19 protein-coding genes are annotated in these 20,560 nt (G+C 38.9%); 11 read left to right on the forward strand and 8 right to left on the reverse strand.

Annotation, left to right across the window (positions count from 1 at the left end):
• Window position 1 precedes the first annotated feature (1 nt).
• The 3 genes from DBR40_RS13175 (at window position 2) to mazG (ending at window position 1,668) form a co-directional block, all read left to right on the forward strand.
• Window positions 2-298, forward strand: a complete 297-nt coding sequence (locus DBR40_RS13175) for a hypothetical protein (RefSeq protein ID WP_124560214.1) — start codon at window positions 2-4, stop codon at window positions 296-298.
• A gap of 63 nt (window positions 299-361) precedes the next feature.
• A complete protein-coding gene (locus DBR40_RS13180; RefSeq protein WP_124560215.1) occupies window positions 362-811 on the forward strand; it encodes a hypothetical protein in 450 nt (149 codons plus the stop codon).
• A 50-nt stretch (window positions 812-861) separates the two neighbouring features.
• Window positions 862-1,668: a nucleoside triphosphate pyrophosphohydrolase gene (mazG, locus tag DBR40_RS13185; protein ID WP_124560216.1), complete on the forward strand. Its 807-nt coding sequence runs from the start codon at window positions 862-864 to the stop codon at window positions 1,666-1,668.
• 102 nt (window positions 1,669-1,770) lie between these two features.
• On the opposite strand, the gene DBR40_RS13190 is transcribed toward mazG, so the two are convergent.
• A complete protein-coding gene (locus tag DBR40_RS13190) occupies window positions 1,771-2,154 on the reverse strand; it encodes a YchJ family protein (RefSeq protein ID WP_124560217.1) in 384 nt (127 codons plus the stop codon).
• A gap of 76 nt (window positions 2,155-2,230) precedes the next feature.
• Here DBR40_RS13190 and truA point away from each other — a divergent pair, with 76 nt between their 5' ends.
• The gene (gene truA, locus DBR40_RS13195) at window positions 2,231-3,037 is read left to right on the forward strand and encodes a tRNA pseudouridine(38-40) synthase TruA (protein ID WP_124560218.1); all 807 of its coding nucleotides are present in this window, start codon (window positions 2,231-2,233) and stop codon (window positions 3,035-3,037) included.
• 30 nt (window positions 3,038-3,067) lie between these two features.
• Window positions 3,068-3,511 carry a hypothetical protein gene (locus DBR40_RS13200; RefSeq protein WP_124560219.1) on the forward strand — a complete coding sequence of 148 codons (444 nt, stop codon included), beginning with the start codon at window positions 3,068-3,070 and terminating at the stop codon, window positions 3,509-3,511.
• 78 nt (window positions 3,512-3,589) lie between these two features.
• Here the strand turns inward: DBR40_RS13200 and DBR40_RS13205 are convergent, their stop codons facing one another.
• Entirely contained in the window at window positions 3,590-4,810 is a 1,221-nt protein-coding gene (locus DBR40_RS13205) for an ABC transporter permease (RefSeq protein ID WP_124560220.1), read from the reverse strand.
• Between the two features lie 285 nt (window positions 4,811-5,095).
• Here DBR40_RS13205 and DBR40_RS13210 point away from each other — a divergent pair, with 285 nt between their 5' ends.
• Both DBR40_RS13210 and DBR40_RS13215 read left to right on the forward strand, forming a co-directional pair.
• Entirely contained in the window at window positions 5,096-6,247 is a 1,152-nt protein-coding gene (locus tag DBR40_RS13210) for an exo-beta-N-acetylmuramidase NamZ domain-containing protein (RefSeq protein WP_233603883.1), read from the forward strand.
• A 217-nt stretch (window positions 6,248-6,464) separates the two neighbouring features.
• Window positions 6,465-6,671, forward strand: coding sequence for a hypothetical protein (locus DBR40_RS13215; protein ID WP_124560222.1), 207 nt, complete (start codon window positions 6,465-6,467; stop codon window positions 6,669-6,671).
• 27 nt (window positions 6,672-6,698) lie between these two features.
• Here the strand turns inward: DBR40_RS13215 and DBR40_RS13220 are convergent, their stop codons facing one another.
• Complete coding sequence (locus tag DBR40_RS13220) at window positions 6,699-8,558, reverse strand: ATP-binding protein (RefSeq protein ID WP_124560223.1); 1,860 nt, start codon at window positions 8,556-8,558, stop codon at window positions 6,699-6,701.
• 32 nt (window positions 8,559-8,590) lie between these two features.
• On the reverse strand, window positions 8,591-9,634 hold the full coding sequence (locus DBR40_RS13225; RefSeq protein WP_124560224.1) for a DNA topoisomerase IB: 1,044 nt from the start codon (window positions 9,632-9,634) through the stop codon (window positions 8,591-8,593).
• Window positions 9,635-9,721: 87 nt separating this feature from the next.
• Here DBR40_RS13225 and fmt point away from each other — a divergent pair, with 87 nt between their 5' ends.
• Complete coding sequence (fmt, locus tag DBR40_RS13230; protein WP_124560225.1) at window positions 9,722-10,630, forward strand: methionyl-tRNA formyltransferase; 909 nt, start codon at window positions 9,722-9,724, stop codon at window positions 10,628-10,630.
• A gap of 74 nt (window positions 10,631-10,704) precedes the next feature.
• Here the strand turns inward: fmt and DBR40_RS13235 are convergent, their stop codons facing one another.
• The 3 genes from DBR40_RS13235 to DBR40_RS13245 form a co-directional block, all read right to left on the reverse strand.
• Window positions 10,705-11,451 (reverse strand): hypothetical protein, encoded by a 747-nt coding sequence (locus DBR40_RS13235; RefSeq protein WP_124560226.1) that lies wholly within the window; start codon window positions 11,449-11,451, stop codon window positions 10,705-10,707.
• 130 nt (window positions 11,452-11,581) lie between these two features.
• Window positions 11,582-12,421: an aminotransferase class IV gene (locus tag DBR40_RS13240; RefSeq protein WP_124560227.1), complete on the reverse strand. Its 840-nt coding sequence runs from the start codon at window positions 12,419-12,421 to the stop codon at window positions 11,582-11,584.
• A gap of 3 nt (window positions 12,422-12,424) precedes the next feature.
• A complete protein-coding gene (locus DBR40_RS13245) occupies window positions 12,425-13,453 on the reverse strand; it encodes an RluA family pseudouridine synthase (protein ID WP_124560228.1) in 1,029 nt (342 codons plus the stop codon).
• Window positions 13,454-13,547: 94 nt separating this feature from the next.
• Between DBR40_RS13245 and DBR40_RS13250 the strand changes: the two genes are divergently transcribed.
• The 3 genes from DBR40_RS13250 to DBR40_RS13260 all read left to right on the forward strand — a co-directional run bounded on the left by DBR40_RS13250 (window position 13,548) and on the right by DBR40_RS13260 (window position 16,670).
• A complete protein-coding gene (locus DBR40_RS13250) occupies window positions 13,548-14,576 on the forward strand; it encodes a DUF6588 family protein (protein WP_124560229.1) in 1,029 nt (342 codons plus the stop codon).
• A gap of 78 nt (window positions 14,577-14,654) precedes the next feature.
• Window positions 14,655-15,524: a 1-aminocyclopropane-1-carboxylate deaminase/D-cysteine desulfhydrase gene (locus DBR40_RS13255; protein WP_124560230.1), complete on the forward strand. Its 870-nt coding sequence runs from the start codon at window positions 14,655-14,657 to the stop codon at window positions 15,522-15,524.
• A 393-nt stretch (window positions 15,525-15,917) separates the two neighbouring features.
• A complete protein-coding gene (locus DBR40_RS13260) occupies window positions 15,918-16,670 on the forward strand; it encodes a hypothetical protein (RefSeq protein WP_124560231.1) in 753 nt (250 codons plus the stop codon).
• Between the two features lie 77 nt (window positions 16,671-16,747).
• On the opposite strand, the gene DBR40_RS13265 is transcribed toward DBR40_RS13260, so the two are convergent.
• Entirely contained in the window at window positions 16,748-20,149 is a 3,402-nt protein-coding gene (locus DBR40_RS13265; RefSeq protein WP_124560232.1) for a gliding motility-associated C-terminal domain-containing protein, read from the reverse strand.
• Window positions 20,150-20,560: the final 411 nt, after the last annotated feature.

Below are 20,560 nucleotides of genomic sequence, written 5' to 3' on the forward strand. Positions count from 1 at the left end.
CATGGCAGAAAACCGTTCGCCACATATTTTAAGTACTTCGGCCAATTTACTGGGGATTTGTTTTATCGTGCTCACCTCTTTAAAGAAACTAAACCTGGCCGATAGTTCTATTATTGATGAGTTTGCCGTTGCAGCCGTTATCTTTTTTATGACCAGCTGTATTTTATCTTTTATTTCGATGAGAAAAGGCGATGCCGTGAGTCAAAGGCTGGAAAAAAGTGCAGATTTTATTTTCCTTTCAGGATTAGTGGTGCTCTTTATAGCCACCATATTAATTGCCTTTAATTTGATTTCGTAATTTTTACAACTCCATTACACCAGGCTTTTAGCGTATCTGCTCGTTAATTTACATATTTGAGGCATGAAACCTTTATTCGTATTACTTGTTGTTTATGTTGCCCTGCTTGCCTTTGGTGGTCATACCACATTCGATAAAGGAAATATTTTTGCCGGTAACATCGCTATGGGTGTAATGTTGCTTTTTACAGCAATAGGCCACTTTAAGTTTAAAACCAGTATGGCCGCCATGATCCCGCTTTTCATTCCGAAGAAAGTAGAAATTATTCTATTTACGGGCGTACTAGAGATTTTATTTGCCATTGCATTACAAATTGAAGATATAAGATACTATACCGGCATTGCATTGATCATATTTTTAATGACCATTATACCTGCCAATATTTATGCAGCAAAAAACCACATCAATTACGAAGATTTATACAAACCCGGCCCAGGCCCTAAATATTTATGGTTCAGAATTCCTTTTCAGCTTTTCTTAATCGCCTGGGTTTGGTATTTTAGCGTCCGTTAATTGCTAAAGCACTAACTTTACCTCTCTGAAGTAAATAATACTGACAAAATATGCCAAACAATCCTATTCCTGCCAGCGCCAATAACCCTGCTGATGCTTTTATGCGTCTGCTAACTGTTTTAGATACTTTGCGTACACAATGCCCATGGGATAAAAAACAAACCATGGAAACCCTGCGCCATTTAACCATTGAGGAAACTTATGAGTTGAGTGATGCAATTTTGGAAGGCGATCTGGATGAAATTAAAAAGGAACTGGGCGATGTAATGATGCATCTGGTTTTTTATTCGCGTATTGCTTCAGAAACCAACGAGTTTAACATTACAGATGTTTTAAACGGGGTTTGCGATAAACTGGTTAACCGCCATCCACATATCTATGGCGACGTAGAAGTGCAGAATGAAGAAGATGTAAAACGTAACTGGGAGCAGATTAAACTCAAAGAAGGCAACAAATCGGTTCTGGCTGGTGTTCCGGGTTCATTACCTGCGCTGGTTAAGGCCTCACGCATTCAGGAGAAAGCACGTGGAGTGGGTTTTGATTGGGAAAATAAAAATCAGGTTTGGGAAAAAGTGGAGGAAGAACTGCAGGAATTTAAATCGGAGTTTAACGTAGCCGATAATACCGCTATTGATGTAGAAAAGGCCGAGTCAGAATTTGGGGATGTACTTTTCTCACTGATCAATTACGCCCGCTTCATCAACATCAATCCTGAAAACGCGCTGGAAAAAACCAATAAAAAATTTATCAAACGCTTTCAGTACCTCGAAAGTAAGGCAAAAGAAAATGGTAAAGCATTGGCTGATATGACCCTTGCCGAAATGGATGTGTATTGGAATGAGGCAAAAAAGGTATAGTCGAGTCGTCATCTCGAGCGGAGTATAGCGTAGCCGAGAGATCTATCAAAGTAGATTTCTCCATTCCGTTGCACTCCAGTCGAAATGAAGCTTTTATTTAAATTACTCATAAAACTTCCCGTCAACATAATACCATTTCCCGTCTTCTAACCTGAAGTTAGATTTTTCATGCAGCACTTCCGTTTGGAATTTCTTATTGAGATAATAAGCCTTAAATTCTACGGTATCAAAAGTTGCTGCAACAATTTCGAGTTTAAGCCATTTGGTATTTTTTGCGCTTTTTAAATAGGCATCTTTACTATTGCCCTTGCGTTTGCTGCTGTGTGTGGTTTCAACCAAATAATCACCATCATGCACTACAAAAGCCGAATACCGCGAACGCATTAAGGCTTCGGCTGTAGGAGCAGTTTGTTGCTTTAAATGGTATGGTTTACAGCAGTTTTGGTAAAGTAAACCGCTTCCGCAGGGACAATTGGTAATGTTCATCTCGATTATTTGAGCGGCAAATTAGGAATTTAATGCCCTTGATGCCAAAATTTCCGTAAAATTGCAATCCAAAATAATGAGATACTTCTTCCACATTGCTTATCAGGGTCAGCATTACAATGGCTGGCAAAAACAACCGGGTGCCATTAGCGTACAGGCTGTAATTGAAAAAGCACTGGAACAAATTTTAAAACAGCCTGTTCCCATTATTGGTTGTGGCAGAACTGATGCACATGTACATGCCAGTCAGTTTTTCTTTCATGCCGATATCGAAAAAACCTTTGATTTTGACCTGCTTTATCGCTTAAACAAGGCTTTACCGCAAAACATTGCTGTTTTCGATATTATTCCAATGGAAGGCCTGCCACATGCCCGATTCGATGCTGTTCAACGCAGGTACGATTATTTTATCCACACTTACAAAGATCCTTTCTTAAGCAACCAGAGTTCTTTTTATCAGGATCCGCATTTGGACCTTCAAAAAATGAAAGCAGCGGTTAATCTGCTACCACAATACAAAGATTACCGGGCTTTTTGTACCCAGCCCAACAAATACGAGCACACCATTTGTAACGTAATGGAAGCCGATTTATTTGTGAATGAAAAAGGCGACCGCATTCGCTTTCACATTGCAAGCAACCGTTTTTTAAGTAAAATGATCCGTATTTTAATGGGAAAAATCCTAAAAACCGGATTAGGCGAACTGAGCCTGGATGAATTTGAAAGCCTGCTAATTAACCTGCAAACACCTAAAACTTTAGATCCGGCGCACCCTACAGGCCTATACCTTTCTAAAGTAACCTACCCCTATTTAAACCTGCCACCCAGAACCGAGTTTTTGCATAGCACGCAAGGAATTGAATGGATTTCGGTTAAACTGTAGCGTTTTGCTTTCAGCTTCCGTTTAAGGAGTATGAAAGCTAAAATCTCCATCCTTTTATTTACCCTTGGCCTATCATTGGGCTGTAAAAAGCCTGATAAAGTTGATGTGGTAAACAATGGCGATTATACCGGTTTACTGGTGGTAACCAATAGTGTAAAATCGGTACCGAGCACCTACCCTATTGTTGCTTCTTTAAAGAACGGGCAGTTTAGTATCACATACAAAAACACCAATAAACCCACAGCAGGATCAGGTACATATACTTTTGACAAAGGGCTTGCTGTTTTTGTTAATGAAGGTATTTATACCGCCGATTTTGACTGGAATATGATTTTAAATGGAGAATACGAGGTTAAAAGCAATGCTACCGACCTCACGCTCAAAAAGAAGTTTAAGCAGGCTGCTACCGAAAATTCACCAGCTACCTCATACGCTTACCTGCAATATGAATACATTTTGAAAAAAATTAACTAGCAAGAGAATAAAAAGTTAGGTTTAGGTTGCCTGGGCATCGAAAATGATCTGATTTGATGACCCAGGCTTTTTTATACCTTATTTAAAGCGGATTGCCTTTAATGGCGAAACTTTACTGATTAAAAGCGAAGGGATAATCAACACAGTTAAACATACCACTACGGTAACTACATTGAGTAGCAGCACATCAATAAAATGAAATTCGATTGGTACATAGGCTAAAAAATACGAAGCCTGGTTGAGTTTGAAAATGTGCGTAGCCTCCTGAAAGAAGCCAAGGCCCAGGCCTAAAATATTACCAAGCAATAACCCAATACCAATCAGGTAAGCAGCATTGTAAAGAAAAATCTTCATGATGCTCCAGTTTGTTGCCCCAAAAGATTTAAGCATCCCAATCATGTTAGTGCGTTCTAAAATCATAATCAACAGGGCAGTAACCATGTTAATTACCCCTACAATCAACATTAAAATGAGTAACACATTTGTATTTACATCTAGCAACCCCAGCCAGGTAAAAATATTAGGGAAATTTTCTTCAATAGAAAAAGAACGTAGATTACGTGGTAGTTTTTCGTAAATCTCATCCGCAACGGGCTGAAGCTTACTAAAATCTTTAATCCTGATTTCTACCCCTCCAATTTCGTTAGGTTCCCAGTTATTTAAGCGTTTAACAATATTCAGGTTGCCCAATACAAAACCTTTGTCGATATCTTCTACACCGATATCGTAAATACCCACAATTTTAAATTTCCGCGGGCGCAACTGGTTCTGCACAAAGTACATGATAAAATCATCGCCTGTTTTTAATTTTAAGCGATTGGCCGTATAATTTGAAATCAACAGTTCTTGCATAGCCCTGGTACTATCAGCAAAATTGATGGTAGTACCGCTAATAAGGTGTTGTTTAATGTAATTCCAGTTATAACTTTTATCTACCCCCTTAAAATTAATCCCTTCTATTTCGTTATTGGCAGAAAGAATAGCTGGCTTAGTGGCGAAGGGATAAAAATATTCGATATTGGGATTGTTTTTTAGATCGTTATTAGCGGTATCACTTAAAGCAAATGGCGAATGCTCGAAAGAATTATTCAGGTCGTAGCGCGTAATTTGTACATCGCCTAAATAACCACGCACTTTATCCTGAATTTGGGTTTTAAAACCTTTAATAATGGCTATTGAAAGGATCATAACCGCCAAACTCAGCATTACGCCAGTTATCGCAATGCGAACAATGAGCTTTGAAAAAGTACGTTCTGATTTAACGGCTATCCGCCCGGCTATAAAATATTCGAAATTCAATTTTAACAGGTTTCTAAGTAACAAAAATGCTCAATTCCTTTTTAAAAATGGCATTTTCAAAAATAAATAACCAACTTTAAAAATAATGTAGCCTTGGCATAAAACAAATACCAATAACCATAATCAATTGTTTTATAGCAATTGCAACAGATTATAACAATACCTGATATGAAACAATACCTCAGCTTTGCTTTAACCAGTTTAATTGCCTTATCGGCCTGTGGCCAACCCAAACCGCTTGAACAAGAAGTTGCCGGTGGCAAGGGTCTTGGAAACAAAAAACTGATGATCAGGAAGATGAAACTTCCATCTGAACTTAAAACAGGTGCAGAGCAAACAGAAAAATATCTGCCCCTTTTAAAAGGCAAACGGGTGGGCATGGTAGTTAACCCTACTTCCGTTATCGGGGCACAAACTTCGGTAGATAGCCTGTTAAAATTAGGCGTTAAAATCCAGAAAATATTTGGTCCGGAGCACGGCTTTAGGGGAAATGCCAGTGCCGGTGTTACGGTTAACGATGATGTAGATACTAAAACGGGTATAAAGGCGATCTCACTTTATGGCAAACACAGTACGCCTACGGCAGAAGACCTTGCCGATATCGACATCATGGTTTTCGATATACAGGATGTTGGCGTTCGGTTTTACACCTACATTAATACGCTGCAACATGTAATGGAAGCTTGTGCAGCCAACAAAAAAACTTTATTGATTTTAGACCGGCCAAACCCGAATGGTTATTTAATTGACGGACCAATTTTAGATCCTAAATATAAATCGGGTATCGGCATACAGCCTATTCCCATTGCACACGGTTTAACCGTTGGCGAATATGCACAAATGTTAAACGGCGAGGGCTGGTTAAAGGATAAGGTGAAATGTAAGATTACAGTTATCCAAAATGCCAATTATAACCACGATATGGAGTACACTTTACCGGTTAAACCTTCTCCAAACTTAAATACACAACAAGCTATTTTGCTTTATCCATCTACCTGTTTATTTGAAGGTACTTACTTAAACCATGGTCGGGGTACTCAATTCCCGTTTACAGTAGTTGGTGCACCCTATCTAAAAGGTAAATTCGATTTCAGCTTTACGCCTAAAAGTATTAAAGGCATGTCAGAAACGCCACTGTTTCAGGATCAGGCTTGTTATGGACTGGATTTAAGAACCTACGATACAGCCGAGCTGCGCAAAAACAAACAAGTTAATATATCGTGGTTAATCTCATTATATCAGGCATCGCCTAAAAAAGAAGATTTCTTTAATTCTAAGCTGAGCAAAGAAATGGGTACCATTGAAAGATTGGTGGGTGTTGGTGATTTCAGGCAACAGATTATTGATGGAAAAAGTGAAGCCGAAATCAGGGCCAGCTGGGAACCAGGCCTTAGCGCTTACAAAACCATGCGTAAGAAGTACCTTCTTTATCCGTAACTATTGGATGAGGGAATGATTGGAGGATGGAATATGAGAGAATGATTGAATGACTGATTGATTGAATGGAAGAATGATAAAACAATTTTTCAAACTTAACAGATTAAGCATTGTTATTAAATAGAGTACTTCGTTGGGTGTTATCAACATTAAAACCTTAAAACATTCAACTTATCAGCTTAAATATTCAAAATTTATTCATTCAATTATTACCAAAATGAGCGGTCCAAAAGTTAAAAGTACTAAGCCCGGAAGTAATTACCAGGAAGAGGTACCTAAAGGCAGAGAGCCTGTTGATCACAAAACAGTAAGAAAAGCAAACGACAGTTTACCCAATAAACCTGTTAGAACGAATAATCCGGCTCAACAGCGCGAAAATGAAGAGCAGCCGGTGCACCCGATCAAGAAAGCCCCGAAAGCATAAATAATCGTTCAGGTCGCAGTAACTGTATCATCTGAACGATTTTATTTTAAGCGCAAAGAAAAAAGTAGCTCCTTGCCCGGCTGTACTTTCTACCCAAATCCTGCCACCCTCGCTTTTTATAATTTCGGCCGAGATGTAAAGGCCTAAGCCTAGCCCTGGATAGGTATGCTGTAAATTTCCATCTACGCGGTAAAACTGATCGAACACAAGGTGTTGCATATCTGCCGAAATTCCGATGCCGTAATCTTTAACACTTAATATAACTTCTCTATCCTCAATAAAAGTTGCTACAGCTATCTCACTGGCATCTGTTGAGTATTTAATCGCATTAGATAGAAAATTGGTAATTACCTGCCCAATGCGCTCTTTATCTGCAAAAACAATTGCATTACCTGCCAAGCCGCAAATAATTTTGTGCTTAGAACTGATGTGCTGCATTTCTTCTACAATTTCTTCAACCGCAGCATCAAAGTCAAATTCTACCGGATTAAAGGTCATTTTACCCGACTGGATTTTGGTTACATCCAGCAAATCGCCAATCAAGCCTGTCAACCGGTTTAACTGCTGATCCATTTTACGCACCATATTTGCCTTTTTCTCGTCGCCTTCATTCCTGATCATGCGTTCAAGAACCTGTGCGTAGGCTTTAATACTGGTTACAGGTGTTTTTAATTCGTGGCTCGCAATACCCAAAAACTCGTCTTTTTGCTGTTGCAACTGCACTTGCTTAGTTACATCCATCGCTGCATGAATAATAGCATACACCTCACCATCCGAATCTTTAAGAGGTTTATATGTAAAACTGAACCAGCGTTTTTCTTCCTTACCGTTAACCAACATCCTGGCTTCTTCCTGATCGGCATGATAAGTAATTCCGGTACGGTAAACATCCTTTAAAATCCCTACAAAAGGCTGCACGTTTAATTCGGGTATCGCCTCTATAACGGTTTTACCAATTACACTTTTATCCTTACCCCAAAAACGAAGCATTTCATCATTTGCCAGCCTGATAACAATATTTTCGGTTTCATAATAAGCGGTAGCCATCGGTATATCATAAAGAAAATTGCGAAAACGTTCTTCACTTTTGGCCGCGTCCATTTTTGAAATTACCTGGGCGGTAACTTCGTTTGCAACCACCATAATACCAGAAACCTCTCCATCCTGCCCAAATATCGGATCGTACACAAAATTGAAATAGAAATCGCCTAAAATGCCATTACGCTCCAACCGAGCCATTGTTTCGTAGCCATAATGGGCAACACCGCTATCGTAAACCTCTTGTAAAAGTTCAGGAAAAGGCTGACCAATAATTTCGGGCAATCCAGCTAAAAGGTTTAACCCGATTACTGCTTTACTTTTTCCCCATATTTTTAACAAATCATCGTTGGCCTCTTCAATAACGAGATCCCTTCCCCTCAAAATGCCTATGGCCACAGGCGCATCGTAAATCATCTGCCTGAACAGGGCTTCACTTTGCTCAACTTTAAACTTCGCATTTACCAGTTCGGTAACGTCGGTAGCATTATTTAAAATACCCCATACCTTACCGTCGGTATCCATTAGCGGTTTGTATATGAAATCGAAATAGAAAGTTTGGAGTACATCATCGTTTAAAAGTAAAGCCTTATCTTCTTTGGCCTCGTAAGCAACGCCCGTAGTTCTTACCTGATTAAGTATATTCAGAAAGGGCTGGTCTTTTAATTCAGGCAATGCTACGGCCAGTTCTTTACCTATTACTGATGCATCTCTGCCCCAGGCTTTAAGCATAGCTCTGTTTGCTACCTGAATAACCATATTTTCGCCAACATAAAGCGCTATTGGCATTGGAGACTCTTCTATAAGCGTATTAAAAATATTGGCTTTATCGTCGAGATTGATTTGCATAACAAGATAAAAAACAAATATAAACGGTTTTTCTACTTGCTGTTAGCTTTTAAAAAAGATAATAACACTTTTTCGTTGTGCTCCAGACTAATGTTACCCTTAAGCGAATTGTTGTTCATCTTTTTAAGGTATTTTTCCAGCTCATTGTTCTCGTAAGCGGTAAGCAAAAGCGGGTAAACGTAAGAACTCTTACACACCGCCCGGGTATTGCCTAGTTTTTTAGCCACACAATCTAAAACGGCAACTATTGTTTTTTTACTGTTTAAATCGGCATTTTCATTAAGCTGGCACTGGGCAAACTGCCGCATGGCTTCGAGTGTTCCTCCCCAGGTCCTGAAATCTTTTGCGGTAAAATCATCCCCGGTAATTTCTTTAATATAGGCATTTATTTTTCCCGAATCGATGCTTTTATGTTCGCTGCCATTGGTGTAAAACTGAAAAAGCTCCTGCCCGGGTATGTCCCTGCATTTTTTAACCAATCGGGCTAATGTCCGGTCGTTCAGTTCTACTTTCTGCTGTACCCCTTTTTTACCTACAAAATCCATGGTAATTTTACTTCCTTGTATTTTTACGTGCTTATCGCGCAGAGTGGTAAGTCCAAAAGAACCATAAAGCTGCTTATAACTTTCGTTCCCTACCCTGATGAGTGTTTTTTGGAGTACATCAACCGAAATGGCCAATACCTTACATTCGTCGAAATCTTTTCTGCGCAGGTCTTTTTGAAGGTTTTTCCGGGCTCTGGTCAGGGCTTTACCAAATTCGAGTAAGCGAAAATATTTATCTTCAGATCGCCGACTGGTCCATTTTTGGTGATATTTGTACTGTTTTCGCCCTGCCGCATCAATTCCTGTAACCTGCAAATAAGCGTTAGGTTTATTTGCAATCCAAACGTCTTGCCATGCAGGCGGAATTACGAGGGCTTTAATCCGATCGAGATGTTTATCTTCAGTAACTTTATCCCCGTCTTTATCCACATAATGAAATTTACCGGGTTTACCCTTCCGATATATACCAGGCATACTGTCGGTTACATACACCAGTCCACTTGCTTTTACAACATCTTTACCTTGTACCATTTTTACCTATAAGTATGGGTTTATTTTTAGTTATTTTGCAAAACTTTAAGTGGCTAGCCACGTTATTTTAAAACACAACACTTTCTTATGAGAATAGTTTTTATGGGCACGCCCGATTTTGCGGTAGCTTCGTTAGATGCACTGGTACAAGCAAATTTTGATGTTGTTGCGGTAGTAACTGCACCAGACCGGCCGGCCGGCCGCGGGCAAAAGCTTAACGAAAGTGCGGTAAAAAAATATGCGGTTGAAAAGAATATTCCGGTGTTACAACCCGAAAAACTAAAGAACGCCGAATTTCTCGAAACCTTAGCCAGTTACAAAGCCGATTTACAGGTGGTAGTGGCTTTTAGAATGTTACCCGAAGTGGTATGGAACATGCCACCTAAAGGAACCATTAACCTGCACGGATCGCTTTTACCACAGTACCGTGGGGCTGCTCCTATAAATCACGCCATTATAAACGGAGAAAAAGAAAGTGGTGTAACTACCTTTTTCCTTACCCATGAAATTGATACAGGCAATATTATTCTTAGCGACAGTGTTGCCATTGCCGATGATGAAACCGCCGGCGACCTACACGATAAATTGATGCACATTGGCGCCAACCTGTTGGTAAAAACACTTAAAGCAATTGAAGCAGACGAGGTAAGCGAGCAGCCACAGCCACAAAGCGGCGATTTAAAGCATGCGCCTAAAATTTTTAAAGACGACTGTAAAATAGATTGGAACAATCAGGCGCAAACCATTTATAATTTAATTCGTGGGTTAAGCCCATACCCTACCGCCTTTACTTTTTTAAACGATAAAACATTAAAGGTATTTAAGGCTGAATTAGAAAATAAAGAGCCGGGCATTGTTGCCGGAGGCTTTTTAACAGATGGCAAAACCTATTTAAAATTTGCTGCTAAAGATGGCTTTATTAAACTATTAGACATCCAGTACGAAGGTAAAAAACGGATGTTGATTGAAGATTTTTTGAGGGGAATGCGCTTGTAAAGCTAATTTACAAAGTTTGAAATAAAATAACCAGACAGGCTTAATTAGGCGCTGTCTGGTTATCATTTTAAACACTAGCGGTTATAATTATCGACAGCCCTCTCTATATTTTTTTTACCAGATTCGCCGATAAAATAACCACCTATACTAAAAGCGGCGCCAAGCCCCAGCAAAACAAAACTACCTGTATAACTGCGGTCAGCATATTTGGGCATACCGCCGAATGAGGTACCTATTTGTTTACCCTCCGACATCAGCGTAATCCCACTGGCAATAACTGCAGCCCCAGCTGCTACGTACATGGCAATGCTGGTAATTTTAGTGTTTCTGTACCGCCTTAACAGCGCTAAACTCTTCGGGTTATCGGCCATGGCCTCGTTTAAATTCCGGTAATTTACTTTTTTCAGGTCGGTATAGCTTTTGTTCATAAACATTCGGTTGTTCACCACTTGTCGCCTGTAATCTCTAAAGCCGTAATATTCCGCTTCAATGGGAACATCATCGTAAACCACTTCCTGATAAATATTGATTTTACCTTCAATTATCCGCTCGGCAAAGGAAGCTTGCCCCAAAAGATTGAGTTTCCGAGTATTGGCAAAGAAACCATCCTCATTGTTAAAAAATTTGACCTGCGCTATCGGCACCCGCCTTGAATCGGCCCGGAGCGACCACCCGCCGCTAAAATCGGGGCGTAAGCTGATCTTTTTTGCATAAACTGTAGAATCTGAATAGAAGTACAGAAAGTTTCTGGATTCGTTCAGCTGTTGTGAACGGGCGTTCAGGCCATAGCAAGCCATTACGAGAATGAGTAATTTTTTCATTTCGGTTAAATTTGTGTGTGTAACCAATAATACTAAAAATATAGTTCAGGCAAACACAAATCGGCAGAAATAAAACGTAACATCAACGAAGCAAAAGAAATTTGCCTCATAAACTTATCACTGATTACGACTATAAAGCGTTCAGCTTATCGATTAAAACCTTCGAAACTTCGTTAAAATAGCGTTTACGACCGTAGCCCATCACCCATTGTATGCCCTGAGTGGCATTGGTAATAAAAACTTCCTCGGCTGCTTTTAATATTTCAGGATTAATCTGCGCTTCGATTAATGGAATATCGTTCATTTTGCACAACTGCATAATGGCTGTGCGCATAACGCCACTTACGCAACCTTCGGTTAATGCAGGGGTGTACACCTGCTTGTTATACACTACAAAAACATTGGCGCTAATGCTTTCGCACAGAAAACCCTGTTGGTTTAAAATCATGGCTTCATCCAAACGGTTCTGGCTTTTAAAAAGTCCGGCCATTACGTAAAGCAGTGCGTTGGAGGTTTTAAAATTAGACAGCTTGTTAATTGGCTTGGTCATTTCGTCGAAAACGTCAATAATGAGGCCTTTGCTGTTTAATTCGTATGTTGAAGCAGTTAAGGGAAGCCCTTCCAAAACATATCCGGCTTTATTGATTTCGGGAGTATAAACGCCTGCCCCTTCCCTGTAAACCGAAAGGCGAAAGCGCACATTACCGTTCCACTTGTTCTTTTTGGCCAGGTCGGCAGTTTTCTGACGTAAAAAATAATCATCCATTAAGGCATGCCCGTCCATTTTCAGGGCTTTCATACCTGCGGTTAACCTATCGGCATGTAAATCTGCAAACTGCAGTTTATTATTAATCATCCGCATGCTTTCAAACAAACCATCACCAAATTTGAAAGCACGGTTAGAAGCGTTTAAAACAGGAGTATCTGTCGCATGAAATTCATCATTAAATAAAAGGTACTGTTGAAGCATATTTTATGATGTAGCGATATAATTTTCCCATTTAGTTAAACCTGCTTTAAAATCGTCTGGCAAAGGCGATTCAAAGTACATATATTCTTTCGTTGTTGGATGTATAAAACCTAAACTCTGTGCGTGTAAAGCCTGTCGGGGCAATAACTCAAAACAGTTTTCAACAAACTGTTTGTACTTGTTAAACGTAGTTCCTTTTAAAATCTTATCGCCACCGTACATGGCATCGCTAAACAGCGGGTGACCAATGTGCTGCATGTGCGCCCTGATTTGATGTGTACGGCCAGTTTCGAGTTCGCAGCTAATTAACGTAACGTAGCCTAAACGCTTTAAAACTTTATAGTGGGTTACCGACCATTTGCCTTTTTCTTCATCATCATAAATATCCATCACACGGCGATCTTTCGCACTGCGGCCAATATAGCCCGTTACGGTACCATCATTTTCGATATCGCCCCAAACCAATGCAATATACCTACGCGTAATGCTGTGATCGAAAAACTGACGGGCCAGATGCGTAATCGATTTCTCGTTTTTACTGATGAGCAACAAACCCGAAGTATCTTTATCAATGCGGTGCACCAAACCGGGGCGGCCATCATTGCCCGGCAACTGCGGTAACTGCTCAAAGTGAAAAGCCAAAGCATTAACCAATGTGCCAGTATAATTGTTAAAACCGGGATGCACCACCATACCCGCAGATTTATTTACCACCAGCAAATCGCTGTCTTCGTAAATAATATCCAATGGAATATCTTCCGGGTAAACTTCGGTATCGCGGGGCGGATGTGGTAAAACAATCGAAATCTCATCAAAAGGCTTTACCTTATAACTCGATTTGATTTGCTTCTGGTTAACCAGCACATTACCTGCATCAATTGCATTCTGAATGCGGTTTCGTGAGGCATTTTCTACACGAACCATCAAAAATTTATCAATGCGCAACAAAGACTGCCCTTTATCGACAATAATTTTTAAATGTTCATATAATTCCTGCTCTTCCGATTCCTGCAATTCGACCACATTTTCCATGGTGCAAAAATAAACTTTTAACAGCAAGAATTATTTAATGATTACAGTTTTGCGAAAAACAGCTCTATCTTTACTCTAAATCAAATTATTATATATGAGAAAATGCTACGCTTTAAAGGCATTATGTGCCTTATTTTTATTGGTAACAGCTCAAAAAGTAAGTGCACAACAGGATGTTGGAAGCTTATTTGTTTCGGGTCCTGCCGATGCTACCAAATTAATTAATGCCTATTTCGATCCTTTGTATAAAGGTTTGGGCTTGGGTTTAACCGATGGCTGGACAAACACCGCCAAATCGAAAGGATTTTTAAAGTTTGATGTGCGGGTATCGGCATCAGCCTCCTTTGTACCACAAGCGGGCAGAAGTTACGATGTGAATACCCTGGGTTTGGGCAACATTAAACCTGCTCCCGGAGCTTCTTCAATTGGCCCAACTGCTTTTGGCGATGACCACGAAGGCGGCAAAATGCAAATTTACACCAGCAATGGTATTCCTACGGGTAAATTTTTCAACCTGCCACAAGGTGTGGGTTTCCATGTGGTACCTGCACTGCAAATACAGGCAACACTGGGCTTACCTAAAAACATCGATGTTACCTTAAGGGCCATGCCTAAAATAAAACTGGGCAGCGATTTAGGAAGTTTATCGATGATCGGTTTTGGGGCAAAGGTTGAACTTTTACCTTTGTTTATGGGCTCAACAACCGAGAAACTGTTTCCGGTAGATGTTGCCATAGCAGGAGGTTTTACACAGTACAAATATGATTTGCCTTTAGACATCAACAATACGGGTAATTCTAACCAACGCATTGACGCGAAATTTAATGGAGTGAACTTTGACGCCATTGTTTCGAAGAAAATCTTATTCTTCACCCCTTTTGCCAGCGTAGGCTACCAAACCTCCAACACCAATTTAAAAGCTTTAGGTACCTACCAGTTTACCGACGGAGGAACCAATGCCACCTACGTTGACCCGATAGCGGTTAAACAAACCGATATAGATGGTGTGCGGGGAAGTTTAGGTTTCCAGTTAAAATTCGGCTTCTTTAAATTTTACACCTCTTATACTCAGGCCAAATACAGTGTAGTTAATGCAGGTTTTGGATTCGGCATGGGTAAGTAAAACCATAACCCACCGGTTACAAACCGAGCTATTAAATAAAAAACACCCGAAATACCCGGGTGTTTTTTATTTTTACATGTGTTTAAAAAAATCTATAGTCCGGTACAAAAAGTAAGCTTTGCTCCATTTAACCATTTATCGGTAAAGCGCGACGACCTGATAGACCCCTATATTTCGGGCAATAAATGGCGTAAACTGAAATACATACTGGCCAAAGCGAAAGCCGGAAACAAAACACATTTGGTTACTTTTGGCGGAGCTTATTCTAACCATTTGGTGGCCACCGCCGCTGCCGCAGCAAGATCGGGCTTAAAGTCAACAGCTTTTGTGCGTGGCGAAGCTGTAAAAAACGAAATGCTGTTGCTGTGTAGCCTATTCGGTATGGAACTTATTTTTACCGACCGTGAAAGTTACCGGGATAGGCACAAGCTTTTTGAAAGTCGCTTTGCAGATAATGCGGAAGTCTGTTTTGTAGATGAAGGTGGTGCATCAGTAGAAGCTACTCTTGGCTGTGCCGAAATAATTGGCGAATTAACGGAAACCTATGATCATATTTTTTGTGCAGCAGGCACCGGAACTACTGCTGCCGGCTTACTCAAAGGCTTACAAGAACAGCAACTACCAACCAAACTTCATATTGTACCAGTTTTGAAAGGTGGCGCGTTCATAGGAGACGAAATCGCCCGATATACTACAACAGATAAACAATTAGAACTGCATTTAGACTATCACTTCGGCGGCTACGCCAAAACTACTCCAGAGCTGATTCATTTTATTAAAACCTTTACTGCACAAACCGGACTACTTTTAGACCCTGTTTATACTGCAAAAATGTTTTATGCCATTTGCGATTTAGAAAAACGTGGTCAATTGCACCGGGACGAGCGTATTTTGGCTATCCATACCGGAGGCTTAATGGGCTTATTTGGCATGCGGGATAAATTTTAGGCAGGAGATATTTAACCACTGCATGGTCAAGAGAATAAACAACAAAGGCTCCGCATTGCTGTGGAGCCTAAATAAGATTTCTAAATCGTCCCGTTGATTTGATTCTTGATATAAATATATTACTCATTATGGTTTAATGCGACAAAAATAGACCAACACCATAAATTAATAGATGTAGTATGAATATTTATACACATTACAGAAAAAATGTTAATAAAGTCGTGGATTACAGAATCTTGACCTCTACACCAGCATACAAAAAATCATTAAAATTAGCCGCCCAACAGACAAAAAAAGCGATGATTTAAATAAGCTAACTTGTATCAAATTTGATTTTCTCTGTTTCATTGCATAACTTCAACATGAATCTTATCCCTCACCGAAATATCCGTTATGAAAACATATATTTTTAACATTCTTTTGGCACTTTCTTTTGCAGCAAAAGGTCAGTCAAATACTGTTAATTATAAATATTTAATTGTTCCTGAGAAATTCAGTTTTCTCAAACAACCCAACCAGTATAATCTGAATACCCTTGCAAAGGCACTTTTTGAAGATAAGGGTTTCACCGTATATTACGATAACACCGAAATACCTTCCGAAATTGCAACCGACAGGTGTAAGGCTTTAGTAATTGATGTGGAGGAACACAATAGCATGTTTGTAACCAATCTTACCTTTGTGCTTAAAGATTGTAAAGGAAACGTTGTACTGAAAAGTAAAGAAGGTAAAAGCCGGGAAAAAGAATACAAGCAATCGTACAATGCTGCTATGAGAGATGCTTTTAGCTCTTTCGGCGACATACATTACGAAGCTGGCAGCACACCTGCAGCAAATTTTACAGTAACTACTACACCAGCACCGGAAGTAAAAACAGTTGCACCCACCCCTGTCACTCAACCTGCCGTAGCTACCACTAAACAATCAGAGGCGCTTTTATATGCACACCCCATTAACAATGGCTACCAACTGATTGATTCGGCCCCTAAGATTGTACTCACCTTGCTAAAAACAACTGTGGCCGATTACTATATCGCCAGCAATACCAGTACCAATGGAGTGGTTTTAAAAAAAGACGGTAACTGGTTTTTTGAGTATTATAAGGATAACGCCCTGGTATCGGAAAAACTATCGATCAAATTTTAAACCAGTACATTCGATAAAAACTTACTATTAGACAGTTTCTAATGAATTTAGATTTAAACTTTCAGCTTAAAATATTATTATAGGAAAATCGTAAGACTACCACTATACTGTTTACAGTCAGGAGCCAAATTGATTACATAAAAATAAACTCCTGCTGCTATTACTCTGCCATTCGTCTTTCCATCAAATTCCTTTTGATAACCCTCAGAGGTAAAAATCACATTACCATTTCTGTTAAAAATTTTTATACTGGCCTTAGGGTATTGATCAATGTTCGAAATTCGCCAGGTGTCATTAACTCCATCATCATTAGGGCTAATTGAATTCGGAATTTCTATTGCCTTTTCTGAAAATATAATTGGTACAACAGCCCTTTCACTTTCACAGGTTCCGTTAGCTAAACTCATAAAGAAAGTAGAAGATTTTAATATATTCAATTTAAAAAAACCGGTTTCATTACTGGCTAGTAACTTTCCATTTGTAGCCTTATCATATAGATTAAACATTCCCGAGGTATTGGCATTAGCCCTAATAATACCTTCGCCTTCTGCACATAATAAAGATGGATAAACGATAGGTGGACTAATGATTTCTCCTGAATTAGAAATTGTAAAGTTAAAGCTTTGCTCGGAGCAGGTAGAATTACTATTATCTGTTATCGTTAAAAAGTAAAGACCTTCCTTAACATTATCCAATCCAATATTTGTAGATATAATTTCACCATCAGTATTTCTCCAAGTATAATGATACGGTAAAATACCACCTTTTATAGAAATGTTTGCGACAGAACCTACACCCATGCCGCATCGATCATTTGTAATGTGCGTACTTTCAGGATCGATTGAAAGCGGTGTAATTCTTTCAATGACGTATGTTTTGTAGAGAATTTCACATTTGTTTTCATCCCGGAGATAAAGTTGATAATCTCCTTCACTTAAATTTAAAATTTCATTGCTGTTGCCAATTTCTTTTCCTTCCCTATCTAGCCACCTAAACTCAATATTTTCATGATAATCTGCAGTATTTATTTTAACTGAGCCATTATTTAAATTGCAGGTTGCAGGTGTAATCATAAATGGAAAGTCAGGATAAGTTATGGAGCTTTGACGGATAATATTAAAAGTACGGTTTGCCGTGCAGTAACCATTATCAACGATTAAAGTATATTTTCCGGCAGCTAAATTTTCCAGGTCTTGTTTATCCCCTACCTGTATACCTGATTCATTGATCCATTTGAAACTAAAACCAGTTGATGCAGATGTAATATTAAGCTTTTTAATATGACCATTATCTGCAATACAGCTCGCATTTTGTATATCTGCTGTTTGATCATCTATAGTTATAGCATTTAATATGGGAATTTCAAAATCGTAAACCGCAGCGCCACATATCCCCTCATCACTTACTTCAAGAAAATACTTTCCACCAGGAACGTTAACCAGTTCACTTTCCTGACTAATGATGTTTTTTTGTTCATCTTTCCAAACCAATTTAATTTTACCCACACCTGAAACGATAACATTCGTAATACTCCCATTTGAACTACCGCAACCAGCTTTAGTAATATTAACCTTAACTTTATCGATTAAAGGCACACCCTTGGCTGGAATTTCAAAAGGACCAAATGTTGCCACACAATCATCAGCAGTTGTTAACTGTAGTGTGTATTTACCACTTTTTACATTACTAAGAATCAAACTATTTCCCTTTACTTCCCCTTTTTCATCTATCCATTTAAATGATTTTGTAGTAAAATCGTTTTGATTAGAAATAAAAAGATTTTTAATCCCACCATCTTCCTTGTTACAGTTCTCCGGACTAATGAGCATAATGCCTGTAAATAGTTGCGGTTGGCCATCTTTCACTGAATAGGATAAGGTTTGCGTTTTACAGGTGGTCCCCAAAAAAGCCTGAAAGGTATAAATATCTGGTTTAACATTTATTAATTCTTCTGTATTCCCAACTAAATTGCCCTTACTATCTTTCCATTCTATACGCGTTGCCCCAATAACCTTTAAACCTTTAATATATCCATTGTTTAGACCGCAACTAGTATTTTTAACAGAAACATTTCCTGCCAGAAAGCTAAGCCCAAGGAATTTAGATGTTCGGTTGTTTATACTGGCTGAAGCGGTGAAACCTATATCAGAAGGGATAGTAATGGTCCATTTCCCCGAGGCATCTGCCATAGTGTTTGCTGCATAGGCTTTAGCTTCACACTGCATACATTCGCCATCCGTATATACCTCAATTTCAGAATTTGGAGTTGCCGTTCCGGTTAATACACCATTACTGTAATTTGTGATATTTATCACAGGAAGTTCTACTTTACTATTTTCTGGTTTGTAAACAATACTTTGTGCTGTGCAATAAATCGAATTTCTCTGCAAGAGAATATCTCCACAATTAGTTGCATAAATACCTGGCCCAAAACCCCCATATTTATTATTAGCTAAAATATTGGCTTGTCCTGCATCTTTACCGCCTATCAATACATTATTACAAGCATCGAAATCAAGCAAAGAATGCGCGTAAGATCCTTGAGTATTTAATGCGCCAACCCCAAAACTGTTTCCTTGAATTAACATCCCCACCGATATATCCTTAAAACTGAAACCGGCGCTCATGGAAGTAAAATTATTAAGCAATTCTACTTTTTTAAAATTTTGAATGATATGGGGATCTGATAAGCCCCCTTTAAGTAACTCATCCCCGAAAACATTATTTTTAATAACACATATCTCTCCTCTTTGCTGTACACTTTGTGTAGATGGATCAATACCTGTAATTAGCATACCCCTATAAATATATCCACACTGATTGCCTTCGGCTTTGGTATCTCCTCCAATTAAAATATTATCGCACTGATAAAATCTTAACATAGAGCCAAAAGCTGTTCCCAGTAGCTCCGTACGCTCCGGATTGAAGGCAAACCAATTGTTTGAAACTTTGATCTTATTACATTTAAACATGCTAAGATTAACATCGATGTTACCATATACATTTCCTTTATTTGGTGCCCCGATAATAATATTTTCACAATTATTGAGTGAAATGGGTGTAGACGATCTTGAAGCCGCATTAGCAAAAAATGAAAAGTAAAAACCATAGATTTCCAGGTTTTTTAAACTCGTGCCTGAGAAACCAATAGGGGTTACATCGGAAACATAAGAGACGCTGGTTTTCAGAGTTACCTTTGCACTGGATAATCCCAAAGCAGGCCCGGGCAAAGTTGTGGCATCAATCACCAAGTTTGAAGAAAGTATTAATGGACTCACTATGCTAATCAGAACAGGCTGATTAGTAATATTAAAATAAATATAGTCTGTTTCGGCGCTACCATTAGCTGCAGCCAATTGTAGCGCTTCTCTTAATGAGCCTATTCCACTATCTGCACTACTACTTACTGTAAAAATAGCAGCTCTTGCAACATACGAACATAAAATAAAAACAAATACAAGAGCGATGATCTTTCGCATATTTAATAAGAAAAATTAGATACACAAATATATCAAAACCTCATCAGTTTATAACCAGCAATGCGATGAGTTTACAATGAGCATCCATTCTTAGAAAGAAAATTTAAATTCAAGTCTATAAGAAGCTTTTCCTGAAAAAGTTTTCCACATCTGTGAAGTCCAAAACACAAATTTGTCTATAAACATACTTTAAACAGTTTACAAGACTCTCAAAAAAACCAAACATAAAAATCACAAATAACTGATTTTAAAAACATTAAACAAAACATAATTTTAATATAATTGTGATTTTTAACTGTGTATTTCAACGAAACTGGCCACCTCGTTTCGGGCCAAACTGGCCGCCAATTTGATTGCCGAGCTATAGCGTAAATAGTTCCTTTCCCTTTGAACTGTCTCGTCCTGAAATTA

The organism is Pedobacter sp. KBW01 (genome assembly GCF_003852395.1).
GTDB lineage: Bacteria > Bacteroidota > Bacteroidia > Sphingobacteriales > Sphingobacteriaceae > Pedobacter.

Excerpts from the sequence above, each read along its gene's own strand:
- truA (WP_124560218.1), top strand. The coding sequence starts at position 2,231 with ATGAGATACTTCTTCCACATTGCTTATCAGGGTCAGCATTACAATGGC.
- DBR40_RS13240 (WP_124560227.1), bottom strand. The coding sequence starts at position 12,421 with ATGCTTCAACAGTACCTTTTATTTAATGATGAATTTCATGCGACAGAT.
- DBR40_RS13260 (WP_124560231.1), top strand. The coding sequence starts at position 15,918 with ATGAAAACATATATTTTTAACATTCTTTTGGCACTTTCTTTTGCAGCA.
- DBR40_RS13265 (WP_124560232.1), bottom strand. The coding sequence starts at position 20,149 with ATGCGAAAGATCATCGCTCTTGTATTTGTTTTTATTTTATGTTCGTAT.
- DBR40_RS13200 (WP_124560219.1), top strand. The coding sequence starts at position 3,068 with ATGAAAGCTAAAATCTCCATCCTTTTATTTACCCTTGGCCTATCATTG.
- DBR40_RS13175 (WP_124560214.1), top strand. The coding sequence starts at position 2 with ATGGCAGAAAACCGTTCGCCACATATTTTAAGTACTTCGGCCAATTTA.
- mazG (WP_124560216.1), top strand. The coding sequence starts at position 862 with ATGCCAAACAATCCTATTCCTGCCAGCGCCAATAACCCTGCTGATGCT.
- DBR40_RS13210 (WP_233603883.1), top strand. The coding sequence starts at position 5,096 with ATGATCAGGAAGATGAAACTTCCATCTGAACTTAAAACAGGTGCAGAG.
- DBR40_RS13245 (WP_124560228.1), bottom strand. The coding sequence starts at position 13,453 with ATGGAAAATGTGGTCGAATTGCAGGAATCGGAAGAGCAGGAATTATAT.
- DBR40_RS13190 (WP_124560217.1), bottom strand. The coding sequence starts at position 2,154 with ATGAACATTACCAATTGTCCCTGCGGAAGCGGTTTACTTTACCAAAAC.
- DBR40_RS13180 (WP_124560215.1), top strand. The coding sequence starts at position 362 with ATGAAACCTTTATTCGTATTACTTGTTGTTTATGTTGCCCTGCTTGCC.
- DBR40_RS13220 (WP_124560223.1), bottom strand. The coding sequence starts at position 8,558 with ATGCAAATCAATCTCGACGATAAAGCCAATATTTTTAATACGCTTATA.
- DBR40_RS13235 (WP_124560226.1), bottom strand. The coding sequence starts at position 11,451 with ATGAAAAAATTACTCATTCTCGTAATGGCTTGCTATGGCCTGAACGCC.
- DBR40_RS13250 (WP_124560229.1), top strand. The coding sequence starts at position 13,548 with ATGAGAAAATGCTACGCTTTAAAGGCATTATGTGCCTTATTTTTATTG.
- fmt (WP_124560225.1), top strand. The coding sequence starts at position 9,722 with ATGAGAATAGTTTTTATGGGCACGCCCGATTTTGCGGTAGCTTCGTTA.
- DBR40_RS13215 (WP_124560222.1), top strand. The coding sequence starts at position 6,465 with ATGAGCGGTCCAAAAGTTAAAAGTACTAAGCCCGGAAGTAATTACCAG.
- DBR40_RS13225 (WP_124560224.1), bottom strand. The coding sequence starts at position 9,634 with ATGGTACAAGGTAAAGATGTTGTAAAAGCAAGTGGACTGGTGTATGTA.